At 72.2% G+C, this 22,472-nt stretch carries 16 protein-coding genes and 1 riboswitch; of the genes, 14 read left to right on the top strand and 2 right to left on the bottom strand.

The window, feature by feature from the left end; all coding sequences use genetic code 11:
• Positions 1-446 precede the first annotated feature (446 nt).
• From ACZ7JA_RS20815 to ACZ7JA_RS20795, 5 genes are all read left to right on the top strand, one after another.
• Positions 447-1,235, top strand: a complete 789-nt coding sequence (locus tag ACZ7JA_RS20815) for an ABC transporter ATP-binding protein (protein WP_470809645.1) — start codon at positions 447-449, stop codon at positions 1,233-1,235.
• Positions 1,232-3,814, top strand: coding sequence for an ABC transporter permease (locus tag ACZ7JA_RS20810; RefSeq protein WP_351664782.1), 2,583 nt, complete (start codon positions 1,232-1,234; stop codon positions 3,812-3,814). The genes ACZ7JA_RS20815 and ACZ7JA_RS20810 overlap by 4 nt, the downstream gene beginning before the upstream one ends.
• Positions 3,815-4,139: 325 nt before the next feature.
• Positions 4,140-7,682 (top strand): transcription-repair coupling factor, encoded by a 3,543-nt coding sequence (gene mfd, locus ACZ7JA_RS20805; RefSeq protein WP_351664780.1) that lies wholly within the window; start codon positions 4,140-4,142, stop codon positions 7,680-7,682.
• 216 nt (positions 7,683-7,898) lie between these two features.
• Entirely contained in the window at positions 7,899-8,618 is a 720-nt protein-coding gene (locus ACZ7JA_RS20800) for an HNH endonuclease family protein (protein WP_351664778.1), read from the top strand.
• 48 nt (positions 8,619-8,666) lie between these two features.
• Positions 8,667-9,410: an N-acetyltransferase gene (locus ACZ7JA_RS20795; protein ID WP_389449849.1), complete on the top strand. Its 744-nt coding sequence runs from the start codon at positions 8,667-8,669 to the stop codon at positions 9,408-9,410.
• Between the two features lie 24 nt (positions 9,411-9,434).
• On the opposite strand, the gene ACZ7JA_RS20790 is transcribed toward ACZ7JA_RS20795, so the two are convergent.
• Together ACZ7JA_RS20790 and ACZ7JA_RS20785 are read right to left on the bottom strand one after the other, a co-directional pair.
• Entirely contained in the window at positions 9,435-10,187 is a 753-nt protein-coding gene (locus tag ACZ7JA_RS20790; protein ID WP_351664774.1) for a hypothetical protein, read from the bottom strand.
• Between the two features lie 111 nt (positions 10,188-10,298).
• Positions 10,299-11,000, bottom strand: a complete 702-nt coding sequence (locus ACZ7JA_RS20785) for a hypothetical protein (protein WP_470809641.1) — start codon at positions 10,998-11,000, stop codon at positions 10,299-10,301.
• Positions 11,001-11,189: 189 nt separating this feature from the next.
• Here ACZ7JA_RS20785 and ACZ7JA_RS20780 point away from each other — a divergent pair, with 189 nt between their 5' ends.
• From ACZ7JA_RS20780 to ACZ7JA_RS20740, 9 genes are all read left to right on the top strand, one after another.
• Complete coding sequence (locus ACZ7JA_RS20780) at positions 11,190-13,313, top strand: N-6 DNA methylase (protein ID WP_470809639.1); 2,124 nt, start codon at positions 11,190-11,192, stop codon at positions 13,311-13,313.
• 147 nt (positions 13,314-13,460) lie between these two features.
• Complete coding sequence (locus ACZ7JA_RS20775; protein ID WP_351664768.1) at positions 13,461-14,078, top strand: hypothetical protein; 618 nt, start codon at positions 13,461-13,463, stop codon at positions 14,076-14,078.
• A 38-nt stretch (positions 14,079-14,116) separates the two neighbouring features.
• On the top strand, positions 14,117-15,610 hold the full coding sequence (locus ACZ7JA_RS20770; RefSeq protein WP_351665049.1) for a protein kinase domain-containing protein: 1,494 nt from the start codon (positions 14,117-14,119) through the stop codon (positions 15,608-15,610).
• A gap of 122 nt (positions 15,611-15,732) precedes the next feature.
• A complete protein-coding gene (locus ACZ7JA_RS20765) occupies positions 15,733-16,560 on the top strand; it encodes a glycoside hydrolase domain-containing protein (protein WP_351664766.1) in 828 nt (275 codons plus the stop codon).
• A 198-nt stretch (positions 16,561-16,758) separates the two neighbouring features.
• The gene (locus ACZ7JA_RS20760; protein ID WP_351664764.1) at positions 16,759-17,406 is read left to right on the top strand and encodes a SurA N-terminal domain-containing protein; all 648 of its coding nucleotides are present in this window, start codon (positions 16,759-16,761) and stop codon (positions 17,404-17,406) included.
• Between the two features lie 87 nt (positions 17,407-17,493).
• Entirely contained in the window at positions 17,494-18,462 is a 969-nt protein-coding gene (locus ACZ7JA_RS20755) for a nucleoside triphosphate pyrophosphohydrolase (RefSeq protein ID WP_403682346.1), read from the top strand.
• Between the two features lie 298 nt (positions 18,463-18,760).
• Complete coding sequence (locus ACZ7JA_RS20750; RefSeq protein WP_389303558.1) at positions 18,761-20,050, top strand: cytochrome P450 family protein; 1,290 nt, start codon at positions 18,761-18,763, stop codon at positions 20,048-20,050.
• Between the two features lie 148 nt (positions 20,051-20,198).
• The gene (locus ACZ7JA_RS20745) at positions 20,199-21,212 is read left to right on the top strand and encodes a transglycosylase family protein (protein WP_470809636.1); all 1,014 of its coding nucleotides are present in this window, start codon (positions 20,199-20,201) and stop codon (positions 21,210-21,212) included.
• Between the two features lie 197 nt (positions 21,213-21,409).
• Positions 21,410-21,582: riboswitch (cyclic di-AMP (ydaO/yuaA leader) on the top strand.
• Between the two features lie 4 nt (positions 21,583-21,586).
• Positions 21,587-22,279 (top strand): transglycosylase family protein, encoded by a 693-nt coding sequence (locus ACZ7JA_RS20740; RefSeq protein WP_351664756.1) that lies wholly within the window; start codon positions 21,587-21,589, stop codon positions 22,277-22,279.
• Positions 22,280-22,472 lie beyond the last annotated feature (193 nt).

The following is a 22,472-nucleotide window of genomic DNA, read 5'->3' as shown; positions in this document are numbered from 1 at the left end:
CCGCCCGTGTTGTTACCCGCGTTAACCAGGGCGTTCGCGAGGCGGCGCCCGCGTTCGGGGCGCCGCGAAGTCACCGCGTGGCCGCGGCACTTGCACCTGACGCGACGGGAGGGTGGAGCCTTTCCGGGGCCGAGGGTGGAGCCGGAGCCGGGCGGGTCTCCACCCGACGGTGGACGACCCCTAGGGGTATCTCCGTACTCAGGGTCGGGGAGGGTTCGTCCCGCCGGAGGACGAGAAAGCCCCGCCGCCGTCCTTAACCTGGCTTTACGCCGCTGGGGGGCGGCTGACCGAACCGGCGGGGGTGGGGTTTTCCCCCGCACGACTGGGGGCTTCGCACCAGCGCGCGGCACGCCCGCCGCACGCCAGACTCGGCGTCGTACCCGGAACAGGCGCACCGGAACACCGGACGCACCCACCGACCTGTCGACCGACAGAGGAGACATACCGTGACATCGGCTGTGACCATTCCCAGGCACGGGGGCACTGGAGGGCCTACGGCCGTCGCCGCGCGGGCCCGGCAGGTCGTCAAGGCGTACGGGTCCGGCGAGACCCGCGTCGTCGCGCTGGACCACGTCGACGTGGACATCGCCCGCGGCCAGTTCACCGCGATCATGGGCCCCTCGGGGTCCGGCAAGTCCACCCTCATGCACTGCCTCGCCGGCCTGGACACGGTGACGAGTGGTCAGATCTACCTGGACGAGACCGAGATCACCGGCCTTAAGGACAAGAAGCTCACCAAGCTGCGCCGGGACCGCATCGGCTTCATCTTCCAGGCGTTCAACCTGCTGCCCACGCTGAACGCGCTCGAGAACATCACGCTCCCCATGGACATCGCCGGCCGCAAGCCCGACCGGGCGTGGCTGGACCGGGTCGTGGAGACCGTCGGGCTGGCCGGCCGGCTCAAGCACAGGCCCTCCCAGCTCTCCGGCGGCCAGCAGCAGCGCGTCGCGGTGGCCCGCGCGCTCGCCGCCCGCCCGGAGATCATCTTCGGCGACGAGCCCACCGGAAACCTCGACTCGCGCGCGGGCGCCGAGGTGCTGGGCTTCCTGCGCCGCTCCGTGACGGAGCTCGGGCAGACCATCGTGATGGTCACCCACGACCCCGTGGCCGCCTCCTACGCCGACCGCGTGCTCTACCTCGCCGACGGCCGGATCGTCGACGAGATGCACCAGCCGACGGCCGAGCAGGTCCTGGACCGCATGAAGGACTTCGACGCCCGGGGGCGCACGTCATGACCGTGCTGAGAACCTCGATGCGCAACTTCCTCGCCCACAAGGGCCGGATGGCGCTGTCGGCGATCGCGGTGCTGCTGTCGGTGGCCTTCGTCTGCGGGACGCTGGTGTTCACGGACACCATGAACACGACGTTCGACAACCTGTTCCAGGCGACGTCGTCCGACGTGCAGGTCAGCGCCAAGGACTCGTCCGACACCGGCGAGACCACCTCGAACACCGGCAAGCCGCCCGTGATGCCGGCCTCCGTGGTCGGCGAGGTGCGCGGCGCGCGGGGTGTCGGCGCGGCCGAGGGAACGGTCTTCTCCACCTCGGTGACCGTGGTCGACCAGGACCTCGACAAGCTCTCGCCCACCAGCGGCGCCCCGACCATCGTCGGAAGCTGGAACGGCAACGACGCCCGCACCATGAAGATCACCTCGGGCGCGGCCCCCAAGGGGCCCGGCCAGGTCATGGTGGACGCGGACACGGTCAAGAAGCACCACCTGAAGATCGGTGACGAGATCGGCATCATCACCGTCGTCGGCACCCACCACGCGCGCGTGTCCGGCATCGCCGCCTTCACCGTCACCAACCCCGGTGCGGCGATCTTCTACCTGGACACGGAGACCGCCCAGCGGACCCTGGTCGGCCGGACCGGCGTGTACACCAACGTCAACGTCACCGCCGCCAAGGGCGTCACCGACGTCCAGCTGAAGAAGAACGTGGTCACCGCACTCGGGCGCGGCTACCGGGTGCAGACGGCCAAGGAGGTCGCCGACGCCAACCAGAAGCAGGTCCAGAGCTTCCTGAACGTCATGAAGTACGCGATGCTCGGCTTCGCCGGGATCGCCTTCCTGGTCGGCATCTTCCTGATCATCAACACCTTCTCCATGCTGGTCGCCCAGCGCACCCGCGAGATCGGTCTGATGCGGGCCATCGGCTCCTCCCGCAAGCAGGTCAACCGGTCGGTGCTCATCGAGGCCCTGCTGCTCGGCGTGATCGGCTCCGTGCTCGGCGTCGCGGCGGGCGTCGGGATCGCCGTCGGCCTGATGAAGCTCATGGGCCAGATCGGCATGCACCTGTCCACCGACGACCTGACCGTCGCCTGGACCACCCCGGCGCTCGGCCTGCTCCTCGGCGTCGTCGTCACCGTCCTCGCGGCCTACCTGCCCGCCCGGCGCGCCGGCAAGGTCTCGCCGATGGCCGCGCTGCGCGACGCGCACGCCCCGGCCGACGCCAAGGCCGGGATCGTCCGGGCCGTCGTCGGCCTGGTCCTGACCGGCGCGGGCACCGCGAGCCTGTTCGCGGCCGCCGCCTCCGACCAGGCCAAGGGCGGCTCCGGCTGGCTGGGGCTCGGCGTGGTGCTCACCCTCATCGGCTTCGTCGTCATCGGCCCGCTGCTCGCCGGCGGCCTGGTCCGCGTCCTCGGCATGGTCATACTGCGGGTCTTCGGCCCGGTCGGCCGGATGGCCGAGCGCAACGCGCTGCGCAACCCGCGCCGCACCGGCGCAACCGGCGCCGCGCTGATGATCGGCCTGGCACTGGTGGCCTGCCTGTCGGTGGTCGGCTCCTCCATGGTGGCCTCCGCCACCGACCAGCTCGACAAGACCGTCGGCACGGACTTCATCATCCAGAACGACAACCAGGGCGGGCTCATCAACCCGCAGTCCGTACGGGCCGTGAAGGACACCCCGGGCCTGGAGCGGGTCACCGAGTACAAGCTCGTGGACGCGGCCCTGACCACCCCGGACGGCAAGGTCTCCAAGAAGGAGACGATCAACGCGGCCGATCCGACCTACGCGCAGGACCTGCGCACCAAGACGGTCGCCGGCACGCTCGCCGACGCCTACCGGCCCGACTCGATGTCCGTCTTCGAGGGGTTCGCCGAGAAGCACGGCATCAAGGTCGGCTCCAAGGTCGCCGTCGACTTCAAGAACGGTTCGACGGCCAGGCTGACGGTCCGCGCGATCACCAGCGACGAGGCCGTCGTCGACAAGGGCGCCATGTACGTGTCCATCCCGACGGTCGCGAAGTACGTGCCCGCCGACCGGATGCCGCTGGACATGCTGGTGTTCGCCACCGCCAAGGACGGGCAGCAGGACGCGGCCTACAAGGCGCTGAAGGCGGCCCTGCACAGCGACCCGAGCCTGACGGTCCGCGACCAGACCGACTACAAGCAGGCGCTGAAGGACCAGATCGGCCAGCTGCTCAACATGATCTACGGCCTGCTGGCGCTCGCGATCATCGTCGCCGTCCTCGGTGTGGTGAACACCCTGGCGCTGTCGGTGGTCGAGCGGACCAGGGAGATCGGCCTCATGCGGGCCATCGGCCTCTCCCGCCGCCAGCTGCGCCGCATGATCCGCCTGGAGTCCGTGGTGATCGCGGTCTTCGGCGCCCTGCTCGGCCTGGGCCTGGGCATGGGCTGGGGCGCGACCGCGCAGAAGCTCCTGGCGCTGGAGGGCCTGAAGGTCCTGGAGATCCCCTGGCCGACGATCATCACGGTCTTCGTCGCCTCGGCCTTCGTGGGCCTGTTCGCCGCCCTGATCCCGGCGTTCCGGGCGGGCCGGATGAACGTCCTGAACGCCATCGCGACCGAATAGCGGCCCCGGACGGGGGAGACGGGGCACGGGGGCCCGGCGCCGAGAAGTCACGGGGGACTTCTCGGCGCCGGGTGTTCTCATGCGGGGGCGCTTCTCACGTCGTACTTTCTGGAGCCGGTCGTTCCGCTGATGCCCGTCAGGCCCCCGAGCCGGGCCCGGACGGCGATCACGCGGTGGAACACGAGCCGGCGCCGGGTCCCTCCAGCGGGCCGGCGTGTTCACTCCGCCGGGTGACGGGTGCCCGGGCGACGTACCCTGGAAACCCCCGGCCCGCCCCGCGTGTCGGGTGGTTCGCGTTGCCCATACCCGGACGGAAAGCCTCTCCATGAGCCTGCACGGTCTGCTCGACGCCGTAGTCAAGGACCCCGCCCTCGCCGAAGCGATCGAGGCGGCGGCGGACGGCAACCGCATGCACGTCGACCTGGTCGGTCCCCCCGCGGCCCGCCCCTTCGCGGTCGCCGCCCTGGCCCGCGAGACCGGCCGGCCCGTGCTGGCGGTCACCGCCACCGGACGGGAGGCCGAGGACCTGGCCGCCGCCCTGCGCACCCTGCTGCCCCCGCAGACGGTCGCGGAGTACCCCTCCTGGGAGACGCTGCCCCATGAGCGGCTCAGCCCGCGCAGCGACACCGTCGGCCGCCGCCTGGCCGTGCTGCGCCGCCTCGCCCACCCCAGCTCCGACGACCCCGAGACGGGCCCCGTCTCCGTCGTCGTCGCCCCCGTGCGCTCCGTGCTCCAGCCGCAGGTCAAGGGCCTCGGCGACCTGGAGCCCGTGTCCCTGAGAACGGGCCGGAGCGCCGACCTGAACCAGGTCGTCGAAGCCCTCGCGGCCGCCGCCTACGCGCGCGTGGAGCTGGTGGAGAAGCGCGGCGAGTTCGCCGTGCGCGGCGGCATCCTGGACGTGTTCCCGCCCACCGAGGAGCACCCCCTGCGCGTCGAGTTCTGGGGCGACGACGTCGAGGAGATCCGCTACTTCAAGGTCGCCGACCAGCGCTCCCTTGAGGTCGCCGAGCACGGTCTGTGGGCCCCGCCCTGCCGTGAGCTGCTGCTCACCGACGACGTCCGCACGCGCGCGCGTGCGCTCGCCGAGGAGCACCCGGAGCTGGGCGAACTGCTGAACAAGATCGCCGAGGGCATCGCGGTCGAGGGCATGGAGTCCCTCGCCCCCGTCCTGGTCGACGACATGGAGCTGCTGCTCGACGTGCTCCCCGGCGGCGCCATGGCCGTGGTCTGCGACCCGGAGCGGGTGCGCACCCGGGCCGCCGACCTCGTCGCCACCTCCCAGGAGTTCCTGCAGGCCTCCTGGGCCGCCACGGCGGGCGGGGGCGAGGCGCCCATCGACGTCGGCGCGGCCTCCCTGTGGTCCATCGCCGACGTCCGCGACCGGGCGCGCGAGCTGGACATGATGTGGTGGTCGGTGTCGCCGTTCGCGGCCGACGAGACGTTCGCCGACGCCGACGCGGACACCCTCAAGCTCGGCATGCACGCCACCGAGACCTACCGCGGCGACACCGCGCGGGCCCTCGCCGACACCAAGGGCTGGCTCGCCGACGGCTGGCGCACCGTCTTCGTCACCGAGGGCCACGGCCCCGCCGCCCGCACGGTCGAGGTGCTCGGCGGCGAGGGCATCGCCGCCCGCCTGGACGCCGACCTCGGCGAGCTCAGCCCCTCCGTGGTGCACGTCTCCTGCGGCTGCATCGACTACGGCTTCGTGGACCCGGCGCTGAAGCTGGCCGTCCTCACCGAGACCGACCTCACCGGCCAGAAGGCCTCCGGCCGCGACGGCGCCCGGATGCCGGCCCGCCGCCGCAAGTCGGTCGACCCGCTCACCCTGGAGGCGGGCGACTACATCGTCCACGAGCAGCACGGCGTCGGCCGCTACATCGAGATGGTGCAGCGCACCGTCCAGGGCGCCACCCGCGAGTACCTGGTCGTGGAGTACGCCCCCGCCAAGCGCGGCCAGCCCGGCGACCGCCTCTACATCCCCACCGACCAGCTCGAGCAAATCACCAAGTACGTCGGCGGCGAGGCGCCCACCCTGCACCGCCTCGGCGGCGCCGACTGGACCAAGACCAAGGCGCGCGCCAAGAAGGCCGTCAAGGAGATCGCCGCCGACCTGATCAAGCTCTACAGCGCCCGCATGGCCGCCCCCGGACACGCCTTCGGCGCCGACTCCCCGTGGCAGCGCGAGCTGGAGGACGCCTTCCCCTACGCGGAGACCCCCGACCAGCTCACCACCATCGCCGAGGTCAAGGAGGACATGGAGAAGTCGGTCCCGATGGACCGCCTGATCTGCGGCGACGTCGGCTACGGCAAGACCGAGATCGCGGTGCGCGCCGCCTTCAAGGCCGTACAGGACGGCAAGCAGGTCGCCGTGCTCGTCCCCACCACCCTGCTGGTGCAGCAGCACTTCGGCACGTTCTCCGAGCGGTACGCGCAGTTCCCGGTGAGCGTGAAGGCACTCTCCCGCTTCCAGACCGACACCGAGGCCAAGGCCGTCCTTGAGGGCCTGAAGGAAGGCTCGGTGGACGTCGTCATCGGCACCCACCGGCTGTTCTCCTCCGAGACCAAGTTCAAGGACCTCGGCCTGGTCATCGTGGACGAGGAGCAGCGCTTCGGCGTCGAGCACAAGGAGCAGCTGAAGAAGCTCCGCGCCAACGTCGACGTCCTGACCATGTCCGCCACCCCGATCCCGCGCACCCTGGAGATGGCGGTCACCGGCATCCGGGAGATGTCCACCATCACCACCCCGCCCGAGGAGCGGCACCCCGTCCTCACCTTCGTCGGGCCGTACGAGGAGAAGCAGATCGGCGCCGCCGTACGCCGCGAACTGCTGCGCGAGGGCCAGGTCTTCTACATCCACAACCGGGTCGAGTCCATCGACCGGGCGGCGGCGCGGCTGCGCGAGATCGTCCCCGAGGCGCGGATCGCCACGGCGCACGGCCAGATGTCGGAGTCCGCGCTGGAACAGGTCGTCGTCGACTTCTGGGAGAAGAAGTTCGACGTGCTGGTGTCGACCACGATCGTCGAGTCCGGCATCGACATCTCCAACGCCAACACCCTCATCGTGGAGCGCGGCGACAACTTCGGCCTGTCCCAGCTCCACCAGCTCCGCGGCCGCGTCGGCCGGGGCCGGGAGCGGGGCTACGCCTACTTCCTGTACCCGCCGGAGAAGCCGCTGACCGAGACCGCGCACGAGCGCCTGGCCACCATCGCCCAGCACACCGAGATGGGCGCGGGCATGTACGTCGCCATGAAGGACCTGGAGATCCGCGGCGCCGGAAACCTCCTCGGCGGCGAGCAGTCCGGGCACATCGCGGGCGTCGGCTTCGACCTGTACGTCCGCATGGTCGGCGAGGCCGTCGCCGACTACCGGCGGCAGCTGGAGACCGGCGAGATCGAGGAGGAGCCGCCGCTCGAGGTCAAGATCGAGCTGCCCGTCGACGCGCACGTCCCGCACGACTACGCCCCCGGCGAGCGGCTGCGCCTGCAGGCGTACCGCGCCATCGCCTCCGCCAACTCGGAGGAGGACGTCAAGGCCGTCCGCGAGGAACTCACCGACCGCTACGGCAAGCTGCCCGAGCCGGTGGAGAACCTGCTGCTGGTGGCCGGGTTGCGGATGCTCGCGCGCGCCTGCGGCGTCGGCGAGATCGTGCTGCAGGGCAACAACATCCGCTTCGCGCCGGTGGAGCTGCGCGAGTCGCAGGAGCTGCGGCTCAAGCGGCTGTACCCGGGCACGGTCATCAAGCCGGCCGCGCACCAGGTCCTCGTCCCGCGGCCGAAGACCGCGAAGGTCGGCGGCAAGCCGCTCGTCGGACGCGAACTGCTGGGCTGGGTCGGCGAGTTCCTGGCCTCGGTCCTGGGGTCGTAGAAGAGCCTGGCGCGGGGCGGGAGGGTGAGACCTCCCGCCCCGCTGCCGTGCCGCGACGGCCGATGACGGAGCACCGAATTTCGCGGCCATCGTCCCGGTAGCGGCCCGAGTGCCCCTTTGAGCCCCATCTGCTGTGCGCCGTACGCCCGTTACGGTGGACGCGGACACGATCCGCCCGCACGTCAGGGCGGACAGGGCGAGCGAAGGGGACGCACCGTGACGCGTCTGAGGGGCGGGGCGGTCGCCGCGGCGGTCGTCATGGCGGTCTCCGTGGCCGGCTGCAAGACCGACGAGATCGGCGGGTCCTCGGGTCCCGAGGAGAAGGCGCACGGGGGAGCGGCCCTGTCCGCGGCCGACTCGCTGACCGTCAAGGGGCGCGCCCCCAAGACCGGCTACTCCCGCGAGCGTTTCGGCTCCGCCTGGGCGGACACCGACTCCAACTCCTGCGACACGCGCGACGACATCCTCAAGCGCGACCTGGAGCAGGTGAAGTACACCGGTGGGGACTGCAAGGTCTCCTACGGCCTGCTGAAGCCCGACCCTTACTCCGGCAAGGTCATCACCTACCGGCGCGGCCGCAGCCAGGTCGACATCGACCACCTCGTCGCCCTCTCGGACGCCTGGCAGAAGGGCGCCAAGTACTGGGCGCCCGGAAAGCGCATAGCCCTGGCCAACGACCCGCTCAACCTGCTGGCCGTCGACGCGAGCACCAACCGCGGCAAGGGCGACGGCGACACGGCCACCTGGCTGCCGCCGAACAAGGGCTACCGCTGCGTCTACGTCGCCGCCCAGGTGGCGGTGAAGAAGAAGTACGGCCTGTGGGTCACCGCCGCCGAGAAGGCCGCGATGAAGAAGGTGCTGGCCGGCTGCCCGGACCAGAAGCTCCCCACGGGCGGCAACCCCACGAACGCCCCGGAGCGCTTCAAGGCCCGGTGAGCGGCAATTCGGTTTCCCGGGCGATCCGCACCGCCTACGGTGACCTGCATGGACGTGAAGGTGAGCAGCGTCGCCGAGCGGCCCGACCGGCTGCCGGCGGTGTTCGAGATGGCCGACACCTGGCCCGAGTTCGTGACCAACGACCCCGTGGGCAACGCCCACTACGGCCGCATCCCCGTTGAACTGCCCGAGTACGCGCTGTTCGCCGAGGACGAGCGCGGTGAGGTCGTCGCCCACGCCTTCAGCGTCCCCTTCTCCCTCGCCGCCGAGGGCCGGGGCGTCCTGCCCGCCCGGGGCTGGGACCAGATCCTGCTGTGGGCCTTCGCCGACCTGCGCCGCGGCACCCGCCCCGACACGGTCAGCGCGATCTCCGTCGTCATCGCCCCGCACGCCCAGGGGCACGGCCTGTCCGCCGTCATGCTCTCGGCCATGCGGGACAACGCCCGCGCCCGCGGCTTCGGCGAGGTCGTCGCACCCGTCCGCCCCAGCGCCAAGCACCGCGAACCGCGCACCCCGATCGCCGAGTACGCCCACCGGGTCCGCCCCGACGGGCTGCCGCAGGACCCGTGGCTGCGCGTGCACGCCCGCGCCGGCGCCACCATCGACTCCGTGGCGACGGCCTCCATGACCGTCGGCGCCTCTCTCGAGGAGTGGCGCCGCTGGACCGGGCTGCCCTTCGACACCCGGGGGGACGTCGAGGTGCCCGGCGCGCTGGTCCCGGTCCACTGCGAACCGGAGCGCGGGTACGCCGTCTACGTCGAACCCAACGTGTGGATGCGGCACCCGCTGTGACCCCGCGCCGGGCCTCGCCCCGGCTCAGCCGCCCAGGGCGTCCAGGTCGATGACCTTCCCGGCGGGCTTCTGCGCCGGCACCGGCTTGTCGTAGTCGGCGAAGGCCAGGTGCACCGGCTCCTTGGCGCCGGCCGCGCTGTCGACGCGGAGCAGGTACGGCTTGCCCTCGGTCGCCACGTACAGCGTGTAGCGGTCCTTGCCGTCCTTCTCGTGCAGCACGATCGCCGGGGTGCCGTCGACGGTGGTGGTCTTGCCGCGGGTGGCGTCGGAGCTGACGTCGCCCGCGCCGGCCAGCACCGAGTTCAGGTCGCAGAAGCCCGCGATGTCCTTGGCGTCCTGGCCCTTCACCGCCATCTTGGTCCACTTCCCGGCCAGCATGTCCACGGCCGCGTCGGTGTCGGCCTTGGACTCGCCCTTGCTCTGGGCGCGCAGGAACGCCTCGTCGTACTTCATGTAGACGGTGCTCCCGGTCTTGATCAGGTCGGCCTTGCCCTGGCCGCCCATGCTCATCGTGCCGGCGCACTCGCCCTTCTTGTCCAGGGCCATGTCGAGCCCGATGGTGCCGGTGCTCTCGTCGTCGGCGACCTCGCCCTTCATCCGCAGCGACGCGGCCCCGGTGGTGGCCTTCAGCGCGCGGTCGGCGATCTGGCCGCCGCTCAGCCCGGCGAACGGGCCCTTCGGCTTGCTGTCCGCCTTGTCCTGCCCCGGCAGGCAGCCGGTGATTCCCGCGGTGGCCGCGGTGATGAGGCAGACGGCGGCAAGTGCGGTTCGGCGCATGACAGTTCCTTGCTGAGAGAAGTGGGGTGAGATGTGGTGGGGAGTGGAGCGGTGCGTGGCGCGGCGATGGCGCCGTGCGGTGGTGGCGCGGTGCGGTGGTGAACGGGGCCGTCAGGCCGTCTTCTTCCAGTTCCCGCAGCCGGTCGTCTTGAAGTAGGCGTCGCCGGCGCCGATGGTGACGACGGCCGTGCCCTTCACGTTGTTGTTGGCGATGATCGAGTCGAGCCCGTGCGCGGCGTCCTTGGTGCGCTCCCAGTAGCAGGAGTCGTCGCTGTTGCCGGCCGACTTGTAGGTGCCCGGCGCGATGTCGGCGCCGACCCTGAACATGCCGCCGTCGCCGTCCATGGAGGAGGCGGGCGAGCCCTTCGGCTTCGCGGCGACGGCCTCCCAGTCCGCGCAGCCGTTCGACTTGAACAGCTTGTCGCCGGCCTTGACGGTGACGTAACTCGTGCCCGAGACGTTGTCGTTGGCCAGGATGGAGTCCATCTCGCCCGAGGCGTCCTTGGCCCGCTCCCAGTAGCACATGCCGTCCGTGTTGCCCGTTGTGCGGTAGGTGCCGGGCTTGATGTCGGAGCCGACCTGGAACTCGCCGTCCCCCGCGAAGGCGGCCTTCTTCGCCGCCGCCCTGCCGCCCGAGTCCTTGCCGCCGCCCGTGTCCTGCTTCGAGCCCGGCCGGTGAACGGCGGACGCCGAGGTGTCCTTGCCGCTGCCGCTGCCGCTGCCGCTGCCCTTGCCGTCGTCGGCGTTGGCGGACACGGCGGCGATGACGGCGACCCCGACGACGGCGCCCAGCGCGATCTTGCCCATACCCATGACGGAACCCCTCCCCGATGCGGCGGCCGCCCCCTCCGGCTGGCCGCTCGTTCGCTGGGTCAATAAGACCAGAGTCTGTGAACCGAGTCAACACGATTCACAGTTAGGGGTGCGTACACGTTCGTGAATGCACGGGTCTTGTGTACGCCGGTATGCTCGGCGCACAACGGGACGAGGGGAGCGGGACCGGTGCAGGACAACGCGACAGAGGTGACCGCCGCCGGTATCGCGCGGCTCGCCGGAGTGGGCCGTGCCGCCGTCAGCAACTGGCGCCGCCGGCACGCCGACTTCCCCAAGCCGGTCGGCGGCACCGAGACCAGCCCGTCCTTCGCGCTCGCCGAGGTGGAGGCATGGCTGCGTGAGCAGGGAAAACTCGCCGAGGTCCCGCTGCGCGAACGCGTCTGGCAGCAGCTCGCCGGCCATCCCGACGGCCCGGTCACCGCGCTGGTGCACGCGGGCTGCGTACTGCTGCTCATCCATGAGCGGCCCACTGTCTGGCTGGACGTGAGTGCCGGTTCCGACGAGCGTCTGGCCGCGATGCTGCCGGGCGCGCTGGAGCAGGTCCTGGGTGTGAACACAACGCTCCCCGTGAACACCGGCGGCTCCGCTCACACCGCGTCCGCCGCAGACACTCCGTCCGCCGCACACCCCGGGTCCGCCGCTCACACCACGGCCGCCGCTCACACCCCCGCGCTGCGCACCCCGTCCGGCCCCCGGCTCCTCCCTTCCGCCCCGCTCCTTCGCGGCGCCGCCGAACTTGCCGCCGAGGCCGGAGCGCGGCAGACCTTCGAGTTCCTGCTGGGCCGCCATCTGGACGCCAACCCGCGCCAGTACACGCTCACCCCGGCCGAACTCGCCCGGCTGATGGCCGACCTCGCCGGCCCCGCCCGCACCGTCCTCGACCCGGCCTGCGGCACCGGCGCCCTGCTGCGCGCCGTGGAGACCCGCCCCGGCCAGGAGCTGTACGCCCAGGACGGCGCCCCCGACCTCGCCGCGCTCACCGCACTGCGCCTGAGGCTGCAGTCCCGCGCCGGCGTGCACGCCGCCGTCGGCGACACCCTGCGCGCCGACGCCCACCCGGAGCTGCGCGCCGACGCCGTGCTGTGCCACCCGCCGTTCAACGAGCGCAACTGGGGCCACGACGAACTCGCCTACGACGCCCGCTGGGAGTACGGCTTCCCGGCGCGCACCGAGTCCGAGCTGGCCTGGGTGCAGCACGCGCTGGCCCGCCTCGCCGACGGCGGCACCGCCGTACTGCTCATGCCGCCGGCCGCCGCCTCACGCCGCTCCGGGCGCCGGATCCGCGCCGACCTGCTGCGCCGGGGCGCGCTGCGCGCCGTCGTCGCGCTGCCGGTCGGGGCGGCGCCGCCCTACAACATCCCGCTCCACGTGTGGGTGCTGCGCCGGCCCGACCGGACGCCCGCGGCGCCCGAGGTGCTGCTCGCCGACACCGGCCGGTTCGCCGGTGCGGCGCGTGGCGGCCCCGACTGGCAGGCGGTGCGGGAGGCCGTGCTCGACGCCTGGCGCGCCGTCGAACGCGCCGGGCGGCTGACGGAGCTGCCGGGACTGGCCCGGTCCGTCCCGGTCATCGAACTCCTCGACGACGACGTCGACCTGGCCCCCGCCCGCCATCTGCCGCCCGCGGCGGCCGCCGACGGCGCGGAGCAGCTCACGGCGGTGCGCGAGCGCCTCGGCGAGACGCTGCGGCTGACCGCCGACCTCACCCCGCCCCCCGTGGACCCGGCGCCCCCCGCGCGCTGGCCGCTCACCACCGTCGGCGAACTCGCGCGCGGCGGCACGCTGGTCCTGCGCACCGGCGGGAACGGCGGCCGCGCGCGCGTGCCCGTCCTCACCGACCACGACGTGCTCGCCGGCACGGCACCCTCCGGGACGCTGCCGGAGAGCGACGAGGAGGCCGTGCTCACGGAACCGGGCGACGTCGTCGTGCCGGTGCTCGGCGGCGGCTCGATGGCGCGCGTGATCGACGAGGCGACGCGGGGCGCCGCCCTTGGCCGCAACCTGGTGCTGCTGCGGCCCGATCCGGCCGCGCTGGACCCGTGGTTCCTCGCCGGCTTCCTGCGCGGCACCGCCAACCACCGCCAGGCCAGCAGCTATGCCTCCACGGCCACCCGTCTGGACGTGCGCCGGCTCCAGCTGCCCCGGCTCCCGTTCGACGAACAGCGGCGCTACGGCGCGCGGTTCCGCGCCCTGGACGAGTTCGAGCGGGCCGTGCGGCACGCGAGCCGGCTCGGCGACCAGCTGGTGCGCGGGATGTACGACGGGCTCACGGACGGCACCGTCGCGCCGGATTGACGGTGCTGCCGGACAACGGTTCGGTACAACCCGGACCGCTTGTCCGTGCCGGGCCATATGCTCGAAGCGACCATCGCACGAGTGGTGTCAGCCCGGCGGAGCACACCGGGCGGACAGGCACGCCCATTTCAGGCATCAGGAGCAGCCATGCAAGGCCACGGCTACGCACAGCCGGTGAAGCAGCCGCCGCACAACGCGTGGCTGGTCCTCGTGCGGGTGCTGCTGGTGGCGTTCGGCGTCCTCAGCGCCGGTTTCCTGGCCTGGGCGATGCTGCTGCGGCTGGCCGCCGTCACCCGCAGGTCGCTGGACTGGGGCCTGTTCGTGGCCGGGCTGGCGGCCGACATCCTCGCCATCGTCCTGGTGGGCAGCGAACCCGGCGACGAGGTCCACACCCCCGGCGGCTACGTGGGCATGACGCTGCTGCTCGGCGGCCTGGTGGTCATCACCGTGTACTACCTGGTCGCGGAGATCCGCCACTACCAGCGGCTGCGTCAGACGTACGCGAGCGGAACGGTGTCGGGCTACGGCTACCCGGGGCCTGCGACGCCCTTCCCCGCGACGACCATGCGGCAGACCCCCGTACCCGCGACGCCCCCGGCGCACCACACGCCCGTGCCGCAGCCCCCGCCGGTCGCCCCGCCGCCGCAGCGCCCGGCGCCCGCCCGGATCGACCAGGTGCGCGCCGAGCTGGACGAGCTGAGCGACTACCTGCGCAAGCACGACGGCGACGGCATACGGGACGCCGGCCACGAGGGCGGACGGTGAGCGTGGCGGCGGGACGTGTCGTCGCCGGCCGCTACGAACTGTCCACGCTCATCGGCCAGGGCGGCATGGGCCAGGTGTGGACGGCGTACGACCAGCGGCTGGACCGGCGGGTCGCGGTGAAACTGCTGCGCCCGGACAAGGTGGCCGGACAGGAGGCGGACGAACTGCGCCGCCGTTTCGTGCGCGAGTGCCGGGTGACCGCGCAGGTCGACCACCCGGGTCTGGTCACGGTGCACGACGCGGGCAGCGAGGGCGAGGAGCTGTTCCTCGTCATGCAGTACGTCGACGGCGCCGACCTCTCCGACCATCTCGCCGAGCACGACCCGTACCCGTGGCAGTGGGCGGTGGCGGTGGCCGCGCAGCTCTGCGCCGTGCTGAGCGCGGTGCACGCGGTGCCGATCGTGCACCGCGACCTCAAGCCGCGCAACGTCATGGTGAAGCAGGACGGCACCATCACCGTCCTCGACCTGGGCGTGGCCTCCGTGATGGACACCGACACCACCCGCCTCACCCACACCGGCTCCCCGATCGGCTCGCCCGCCTACATGGCGCCCGAACAGGCCATGGGCGGCGCGGTCGGCCCGTACACCGACCTGTACGCGCTCGGCGTGCTGATGCACGAACTGCTCAGCGGCGACGTGCCGTTCGCCGGCTCCACCGCGCTCGGCGTGCTGCACCGGCACCTGTACGAGCCGCCGGTGCCGGTGCGCCGCATCCGCCCCGAGGTCCCCGAGGCGCTGGAGTCGCTCGTCCTGCGCCTGCTCGCCAAGGACCCGCAGCACCGGCCGGACTCGGCGCAGGAGGTGTACGAGCACCTGGCGCTGCTGCTGCCCGCGCGCGGCATGCCCACCGGGGCGCCGCTGGATCCGACGCGCCCCTTCCTGCGGCCGCACGCTCCCTGGCCGGACCGCGCGCGCACGCCCGCGCCGCAGCCCGCTCCCGTCGCGCCCGCGCCGCCCGTCGCCGGGAAGCCCGACGTCGCCGCCGCCGTGGACGAGGTCAAGCGCCTGCTCGGGGAGGGCCGCATCACCCAGGCCGTGGACATCCTCGGCGCGATCCTGCCCGCCGCGGCCGAACAGCACGGCGAGCGCTCCCCGGTGGTGCGCACCCTGCGCAAGCAGTACGCGGCCACCCTCCTGGACGACGGCCAGTACCGGCGCGCGCTGCCCGAACTGCGCCGCCTCGCCGACGAGCGCGCCGCCGAGGCCGGCCAGGCCGACCCGCAGTCCCTGCGCTTCCGCTACGAGGCGGCCCAGTGCCTCGAACAGCTCGGGGAGCCGGCGGCGGCACTCGCCGAGTACCGCGCGCTGCTGCCGTACTACGAGAACCAGTACGTCTCCGGCGATCCGCAGCTCGCCCACGACGTGCGCCGCCGCATCGGCCACCTGCTGCTCGCCCTCGGCGACCGGCCGGCCGCCCACGACACGCTGGCGCGGCTGCTGGTGGACGTCGAGCGCTTCCGCGGCCCCGGCGACCCGCTGGCCGTGGAGATCCGCCGGACCCTGCAATGGCTGGGGCAGGTGCGCGGCTAGTCTTTGCCGTCGCCCGGGAGATTCTTGTCCCTTACAAGAGGTTGGGTTTCCCGAACGTGTGACCGGCCGGGATAGGTTGCGGTTCGTTTTCGCCACGCACGTTCGAGCAAGGGTGGGGTTCCATGGCAGGTCATCGGCAGTCCAAGAGGCGCAGGTACATCACGTGGGCCGTGGCGGGCGCGGCCGTCGTCGCGGGCGGGGGCATCGCCGCGCAGACCTCGATGGCCGCCACCTCCTGGCCCGCGCAGAAGACCTTCACCGGCCGCGCCTTCGACACCTGCACCGCGCCCTCCAAGGCGACGATGAAGGCCTGGCACACCGGCTTCTACGGCGCGGCCGCCGTCTACGTGGGCGGCAGGAACCGCGGCTGCGCCCAGCCCAACCTGACGGCCTCCTGGGTGACGTACGTCAGCGGCCTCGGCTGGAAGCTCGTCCCGATCTACGTCGGCGCCCAGCCGCCCTGCCAGACCGGCTCCAACCCGGAGAAGCTCTCCGCGTCCACCGCCGCCTCCCTCGGCACGAGCGACGCCAAGGACGCCGTGGCCAAGGCCGCCGCGCTCGGCATGAAGGCCGGCAGCGCGATCTACCTGGACATGGAGCCGTACGACGTCACCAACAAGTCGTGCAACGACGCCGTGCTCACCTACGTCCGCGCCTTCGACAAGGAACTGCGCGTCAAGACGTACCGCGCCGGCTACTACGGCTTCACCAGCTCCAGCGCCAAGGCCGTGGCCACCGCGAGCGACAGGACCGACCTGCCGGGCAACCTCTGGTACGCGCTGTGGGACAAGAAGAACACCACGACGTCGGACTGGCCGTGGGGTTCGACCCAGTTCACCGACCACAGCCGCGCCCACCAGTACATGGTCAACAGCAAGGAGTCGCACGGCGGGGTCACCCTCACCGTCGACCGTGACGCGTGGGACGCGCCGGTGGCCATCACGGGCTGACCCGTCCTCCGGCGGGAGGAGGCGCGGCGGTGCCCGAAGCGCGTGCGAATCGTTGGTCGAATGGGTTGGCCACAGGCCCCCCACTGCCTAACATCGATCACCGCAAGACTTTGTGCGCCCGCCCGTCGCCCGACCACCACCCCTGGCGGAGGCGCTGGCGCGCCGCAGTGTCATTGCAATCTCCCCCTGGAGGTCTCCTTGCACCGCCGCCGTCGCACCGCGCTCCTCCTCTCCGCCGCGATCGCCGCCGCGGCACCCGCACTCACCGCCTGCGGAGGCGAGGCGCACCCGGGCGCCGCCGCGGTGGTGGGAGGGGAGCGGATCACCGTCGCCCAGCTCGAGGGCCGGGTCAACGAGGTACGCCGGGCGCAGCGGGCCGTGGTGCAGGACGACACCCAGTACCAGCAGGTCCTCGCCTCCACCGGCAGCCTGACCCGCGACACCCTGCACAACATGGTCCTGGACCAGGTGCTGCACCGTGCCGCGCGGGACGAGGGCATCTCCGTCACCCGCAAGGAGGTCCTGCGGATGCGGGCCGGCCTGGAGCAGCAGGCGGGCGGCGCCAAGGGCCTGCAGACGGCCTGGCTGCAGAAGTACGGCATCGCGCCCGGCCGCCTGGACGACAACCTCCGGCTCCAGCTCGAGGCGCAGAAGCTCGCCCAGAAGCTCGGCACGGACACCACGCAGCCCGCCTTCTGGAAGGCCCTGTCCCGGGCCTCCCAGGAACTCCACGTCGACCTCAACCCGCGCTACGGCGCCTGGGACGTGCAGAAGAGCGGCCGCGTGGACGCCAAGACGCCCTGGGTGCGGGAGGTCACGGCGACCGGGGCGCAGCAGCCGGCATAGCGGGCGGTCGGTCATACGATCACACGTCGCCTCCGGGCCTGTGGACAACCGATCCCGTCCCTCGTCGCCGTGGGTTACGTTCGGATGGTGAACGCAACCAGCCCCGAAGCCGCCCCCGGCCGCATCGTCCTGCTCACCACCAGCCACCGCGTCGCGCCCGGCCTGCTGTCCTGGCCCGCCTGGCAGGCGCTGCGCGCCGCCGACGCCGTGCTGTGCGCGGACGGCGCCCACCCGCAGCTCCCCTATCTGCGGGAGGCCGGGACAGCCGTGACGGAGGCGTCGCCCACCGCGCAGGAGCTGGTCGACGCCTGCGCGGGCGGGCGGACGGTGGTGGTCGTGGCCACGGGCGAGGGCGAGCCCGCCCTCACCGACGGCCTCGCCCGCCTCGCCGGTTCCGGTCGGATCCGGATGCCCGAGCTGGAGCTGCTGCCGGCCTCCTACGACCTGCCCGGCGCCCGCCTCCTCGACCTCGTCCAGGTCATGGACCGCATCCGTGCCGAATGCCCCTGGTCGTCCCGGCAGACCCACCTGGGTCTGGCGAAGTACGGCATCGAGGAGGCGTACGAACTGGTCGAGGCGATCGAGGCCGGCGACCGCGAGGAGCTGCGCGAGGAACTGGGCGACGTCCTGCTCCAGGTCGTCTTCCACTCCCGCATCGCCGAGGAGGACCCGGAGGCGCCGTTCTCCGTCGACGACGTGGCCGGCGGCATCGTCGCCAAGCTGATCCACCGCCACCCGCACGTCTTCGGCGACGAGACGGCCGAGACCCCGGAGGACGTCAAGGAGCACTGGCTGCGCACCAAGGCCGAGGAGAAGCGGCGCACCTCGGTCACCGAGGGCGTCCCGCTCGGCCAGCCCGGCCTCGCCCTCGCCGCCAAGCTCGCCTCCCGCACCCGCACGGCGGGCCTGGAGGTGCCGCTGCCCGAGGGCGAGGGCATCGGCTACGAACTGCTGGCCCTCGCGGTCCGCGCGGAGGCCGACGGCGTCGACCCGGAGGCGGCCCTGCGGGCGGCGGCGCGGGTGTACCGGGACGCGATACGGGCGGCCGAGGGCTGACAGCCGCCGCGAGCGTCCCGGTGACGGCGTCTCAGTCCGGCCTCGCCGGCCCGAGGCGCGCGCGGACGACCGCGGCGGCCGCGGCGGAAACGGGCCGCGGCGGTTCACGCCGGCCGGGGCAGTCACGGCGGCCGGGGCGGTCACGGCGGCCGGGGCGGTCACGGCGGCCGGGGCGGTCACGGCGGCCGGGGCGGTCACGGCGGCCGGGGCGGTCACGCCGGCCGGGGCGGTCACGCCGGCCGGGGCGGTTCACGCCGGCCGGGGCGGGGCCGGCGTCCGCGACCGATACCGTCGAGGAGTGACCGACCAGCCCGCCCCGCCCAGCACCGCCCCGGAACTGTTCACCTGGGAGTTCGCCGCCGACCCCTACCCCGCCTACGCCTGGCTGCGCGAGCACCAGCCGGTGCGCCGGACGCGGCTGCCCAGCGGGGTCGAGGCCTGGCTGGTCACCCGGTACGGCGACGCCCGGCAGGCCCTCGCCGACCAGCGGCTGAGCAAGAACCCCGCGCACCACGACGAGCCCGCGCACGCCAAGGGCAAGACCGGTATCCCGGGCGAGCGCAAGGCCGAGCTGATGACGCACCTGCTGAACATCGACCCGCCGGACCACACCAGGCTGCGCAGACTGGTCAGCAAGGCGTTCACGCCCCGCAGGGTCGCCGAGTTCGCGCCCCGGGTGCAGGAGCTGACCGACGACCTCATCGACCGGTTCGCGAGGACGGGCTCCGCCGACCTCATCCACGACTTCGCCTTCCCGCTGCCCATCTACGCCATCTGCGACCTGCTCGGGGTCCCGCGCGAGGACCAGGACGACTTCCGCGACTGGGCCGGGATGATGATCCGGCACGGCGGGGGACCGCGGGGCGGGGTCGCCCGGTCCGTGAAGAAGATGCGCGGCTACCTCGCCGAGCTCATCCACCGCAAGCGTGCGGCGCTGCCGGCCGAGCCCACCCCGGGCGAGGACCTGATCTCCGGTCTCATCCGCGCCTCCGACCACGGCGAGCACCTCACCGAGAACGAGGCCGCCGCGATGGCCTTCATCCTCCTGTTCGCGGGCTTCGAGACGACCGTCAACCTCATCGGCAACGGCACCTACGCGCTGCTCACCCACCCTGAGCAGCGCCACCGGCTGCAGGACTCCCTCGCCCGCGGCGAACAGGGCCTGCTGGAGACCGGTGTCGAGGAACTGCTCCGCTACGACGGCCCGGTCGAGCTGGCCACCTGGCGGTTCGCCACCCGGCCGCTCACCCTCGGCGGGCAGGACATCGCGGCCGGCGACCCGGTGCTCGTCGTCCTCGCGGCGGCCGACCGTGACCCGGAGCGGTTCGCCGACCCCGACGTCCTCGACCTCGCCCGCGCGGACAACCAGCACCTCGGCTACGGCCACGGCATCCACTACTGCCTCGGCGCCCCGCTCGCCCGGCTGGAGGGCCGGACCGCGCTCGCCACGCTCCTCACCCGCCTCCCCGACCTGCGGCTGGCGGCCGATCCGGCCGAACTGCGCTGGCGCGGCGGGCTCATCATGCGCGGGCTGCGCACCCTGCCCGTGGAGTTCACCCCGGCCGCGGAACAGGCCGTACAACCGTAAACATGACGGGCGTTCAACTCTGTGATCTTCACGTGATCTGTGCGGCATGAACTTGTGACAAGTGATCGTATGCCTATACGTTCACCCATCAGCGCGGCCCCAGCACCATCGGCCGCGCCGGTCCCGCTGTCGCACGAAAGGCTTCCGCATGCTCTCCGGGAACGGTCGTCACCGTCGCCCCCGTCAGGCTCCGGCACTTCTCGTCGCGGCCGGAGTGACCGGCTCCGCCATCGCCATCCCGCTCCTCGGCGCCGCGAGCGCCAACGCGGCCGACGGCACCACCTGGGACAAGGTCGCCGAGTGCGAGAGCGGCGGCTCCTGGAGCGCCGACACGGGCAACGGGTACTACGGCGGGCTGCAGATCTCCCAGGACGACTGGGCCGCGTACGGCGGCACCAAGTACGCCGCCACCGCCGACCTGGCCAGCCGTTCGCAGCAGATCGCCGTCGCCGAGAAGATCCTCGCCGACAAGGGCACCACGCCCTGGACGACCTGTGCCCTGCTCTCCGGTCTGACCTCGGACTCCGGCTCCCTGGACGTCGACACGGGCGTCGGGGGCCCGGGCAAGTCCGACTCGGGGCACGACCAGTCCGGCGACGCCTCCGGCTCCACGGACCCGTCGTCCGGTTCCACGGACGATTCCGACTCGTCCGGTCTGCCGGATTCCTCACCGTCGTCCGACTCCTCCTCGGACTCGGCCGGCAAGCCGTCCTCGGGCACGGGCAAGGGCGCCGACTCCAAGGCTACGGACAAGGGTGCGGAAGCTCCCAAGTCCGACAAGTCCGCCTCGCCTCGCGCCGAGGAGTCGGAGGGGAGCGAGTCCGCGACTCCGGATCCTGTCGTGGAGGACTCGGACAATTCATGGCAGACCGGCGGTTCTTGGAGCCTCGTCGACACCGGAGCGCTCGGCAGTGGCGGACGTCACCGCGGCGACAGTGCGGACGAAAGCGTGACAAACGGTCAGAACGCCACCGTGTCCGGCAAGCACGCCTCCCGCGGGGCGGACGCCTACACGGTCCACGAAGGCGACACCCTCGCCTCCATCGCCGACTCCCTTGACGTGGACGGCGGATGGCATGAGCTGTACGCCCTGAACAAGAAGGCCATCGGCGCCGACCCGAACCACATCTCCGCCGGTCAGACCCTCGAAGTCGGTAGCTAAACGGGCCAAAAGCAGCGGCAGTTGACGCCCGGATTGATCACCGATGTCCCTTTCGGTGAAAGTGTGGGATGAGTCTCAGAAGCCCTGATCGTCTTTGAAATTCCCTCGATCGCGTGTCTACGGTCGTGACCGCTCGTCACCACGAGCCCCGGCTGCCGCAACGCCGAATCCTGCCAGTGGCCGCCCGGGAACAGTCGTCGCGTAATGCGCCGTAGGCAGGAGCGGGGGACCCAAGGTAAGTGCCGGAACCAGCGCACGCGCTGGAACCGGCTAGGGGTGGAGCCGCGGCCCGTGAAAGCGGGCCCGCGGCCGGGCAACTCATTCGGCCCGAACCCGACAGCTCACCTCGCAGGCGTCGGTGAGGGGATCCATCCATGCTGTTCTCCAGCAAGGGCAAGCACCGTCGTCCGTCCAAGGCCACCCGTGCCATCGCGCTCGCCGGTGTCACCGGCGCCGCCGTCGCCGCCCCGCTCATGGCGGCCGGCAACGCCTCCGCCGCCACCACCTCCGAGTGGGACGCGGTCGCCCAGTGCGAGTCCGGCGGCAACTGGTCCATCAACACCGGCAACGGCTACTACGGCGGTCTGCAGTTCTCCGCCTCCACCTGGGCCGCCTACGGCGGTACGCAGTACGCCGGCCAGGCCAACCAGGCCTCCAAGGCCCAGCAGATAGCCGTCGCCGAGAAGGTCCTCGCCGCCCAGGGCAAGGGCGCCTGGCCGGTGTGCGGCAAGGGCCTGTCGAGCACCCCCAACAACGGCTCCGCCCCGAGCACCTCCTCCGGGAACACCTCCTCGGGCAGCACCGCCACCCGCTCCACCGACCAGCAGGCCGCCTCCCGCTCCAGCGAGCGTCCGGCCGCGAGCGCGAAGAAGACCGTCACCACCCCGACCGGCAAGAAGGTCAAGAAGGGCGACGGCGAGTACAAGGTGGTCAAGGGCGACACCCTCGGCACCATCGCCGAGAAGCAGAAGGTCGACGGCGGCTGGCAGAAGCTCTACAAGCTGAACAAGGACATCGTCGAGAACGCCGACCTCATCTACCCGGGCCAGCAGCTTCACCTGAAGTGACACCTGGCTCCGACCGGAACCACAGTGCCCTCACCAGGCCGTCCCCCAAGCCGAAGGCCTCGTGAGGGCCATTCCCCCCGTCCCCCACGGGCTCCCCGCCCCGGTGCGTGTTCCCCCGTACGCACCGGGGCGGGGCTGTGTTTTTCCCGGCTCTTCGCCGGCTCTTCCCCGCCTCGTCGGCGGGACCTTGACC

This window comes from Streptomyces sp. NPDC038135 (genome assembly GCF_055601245.1).
The sequence above is the reverse complement of the archived record's forward strand: the minus strand, read 5'-3'. Positions and strand labels throughout refer to the sequence as shown.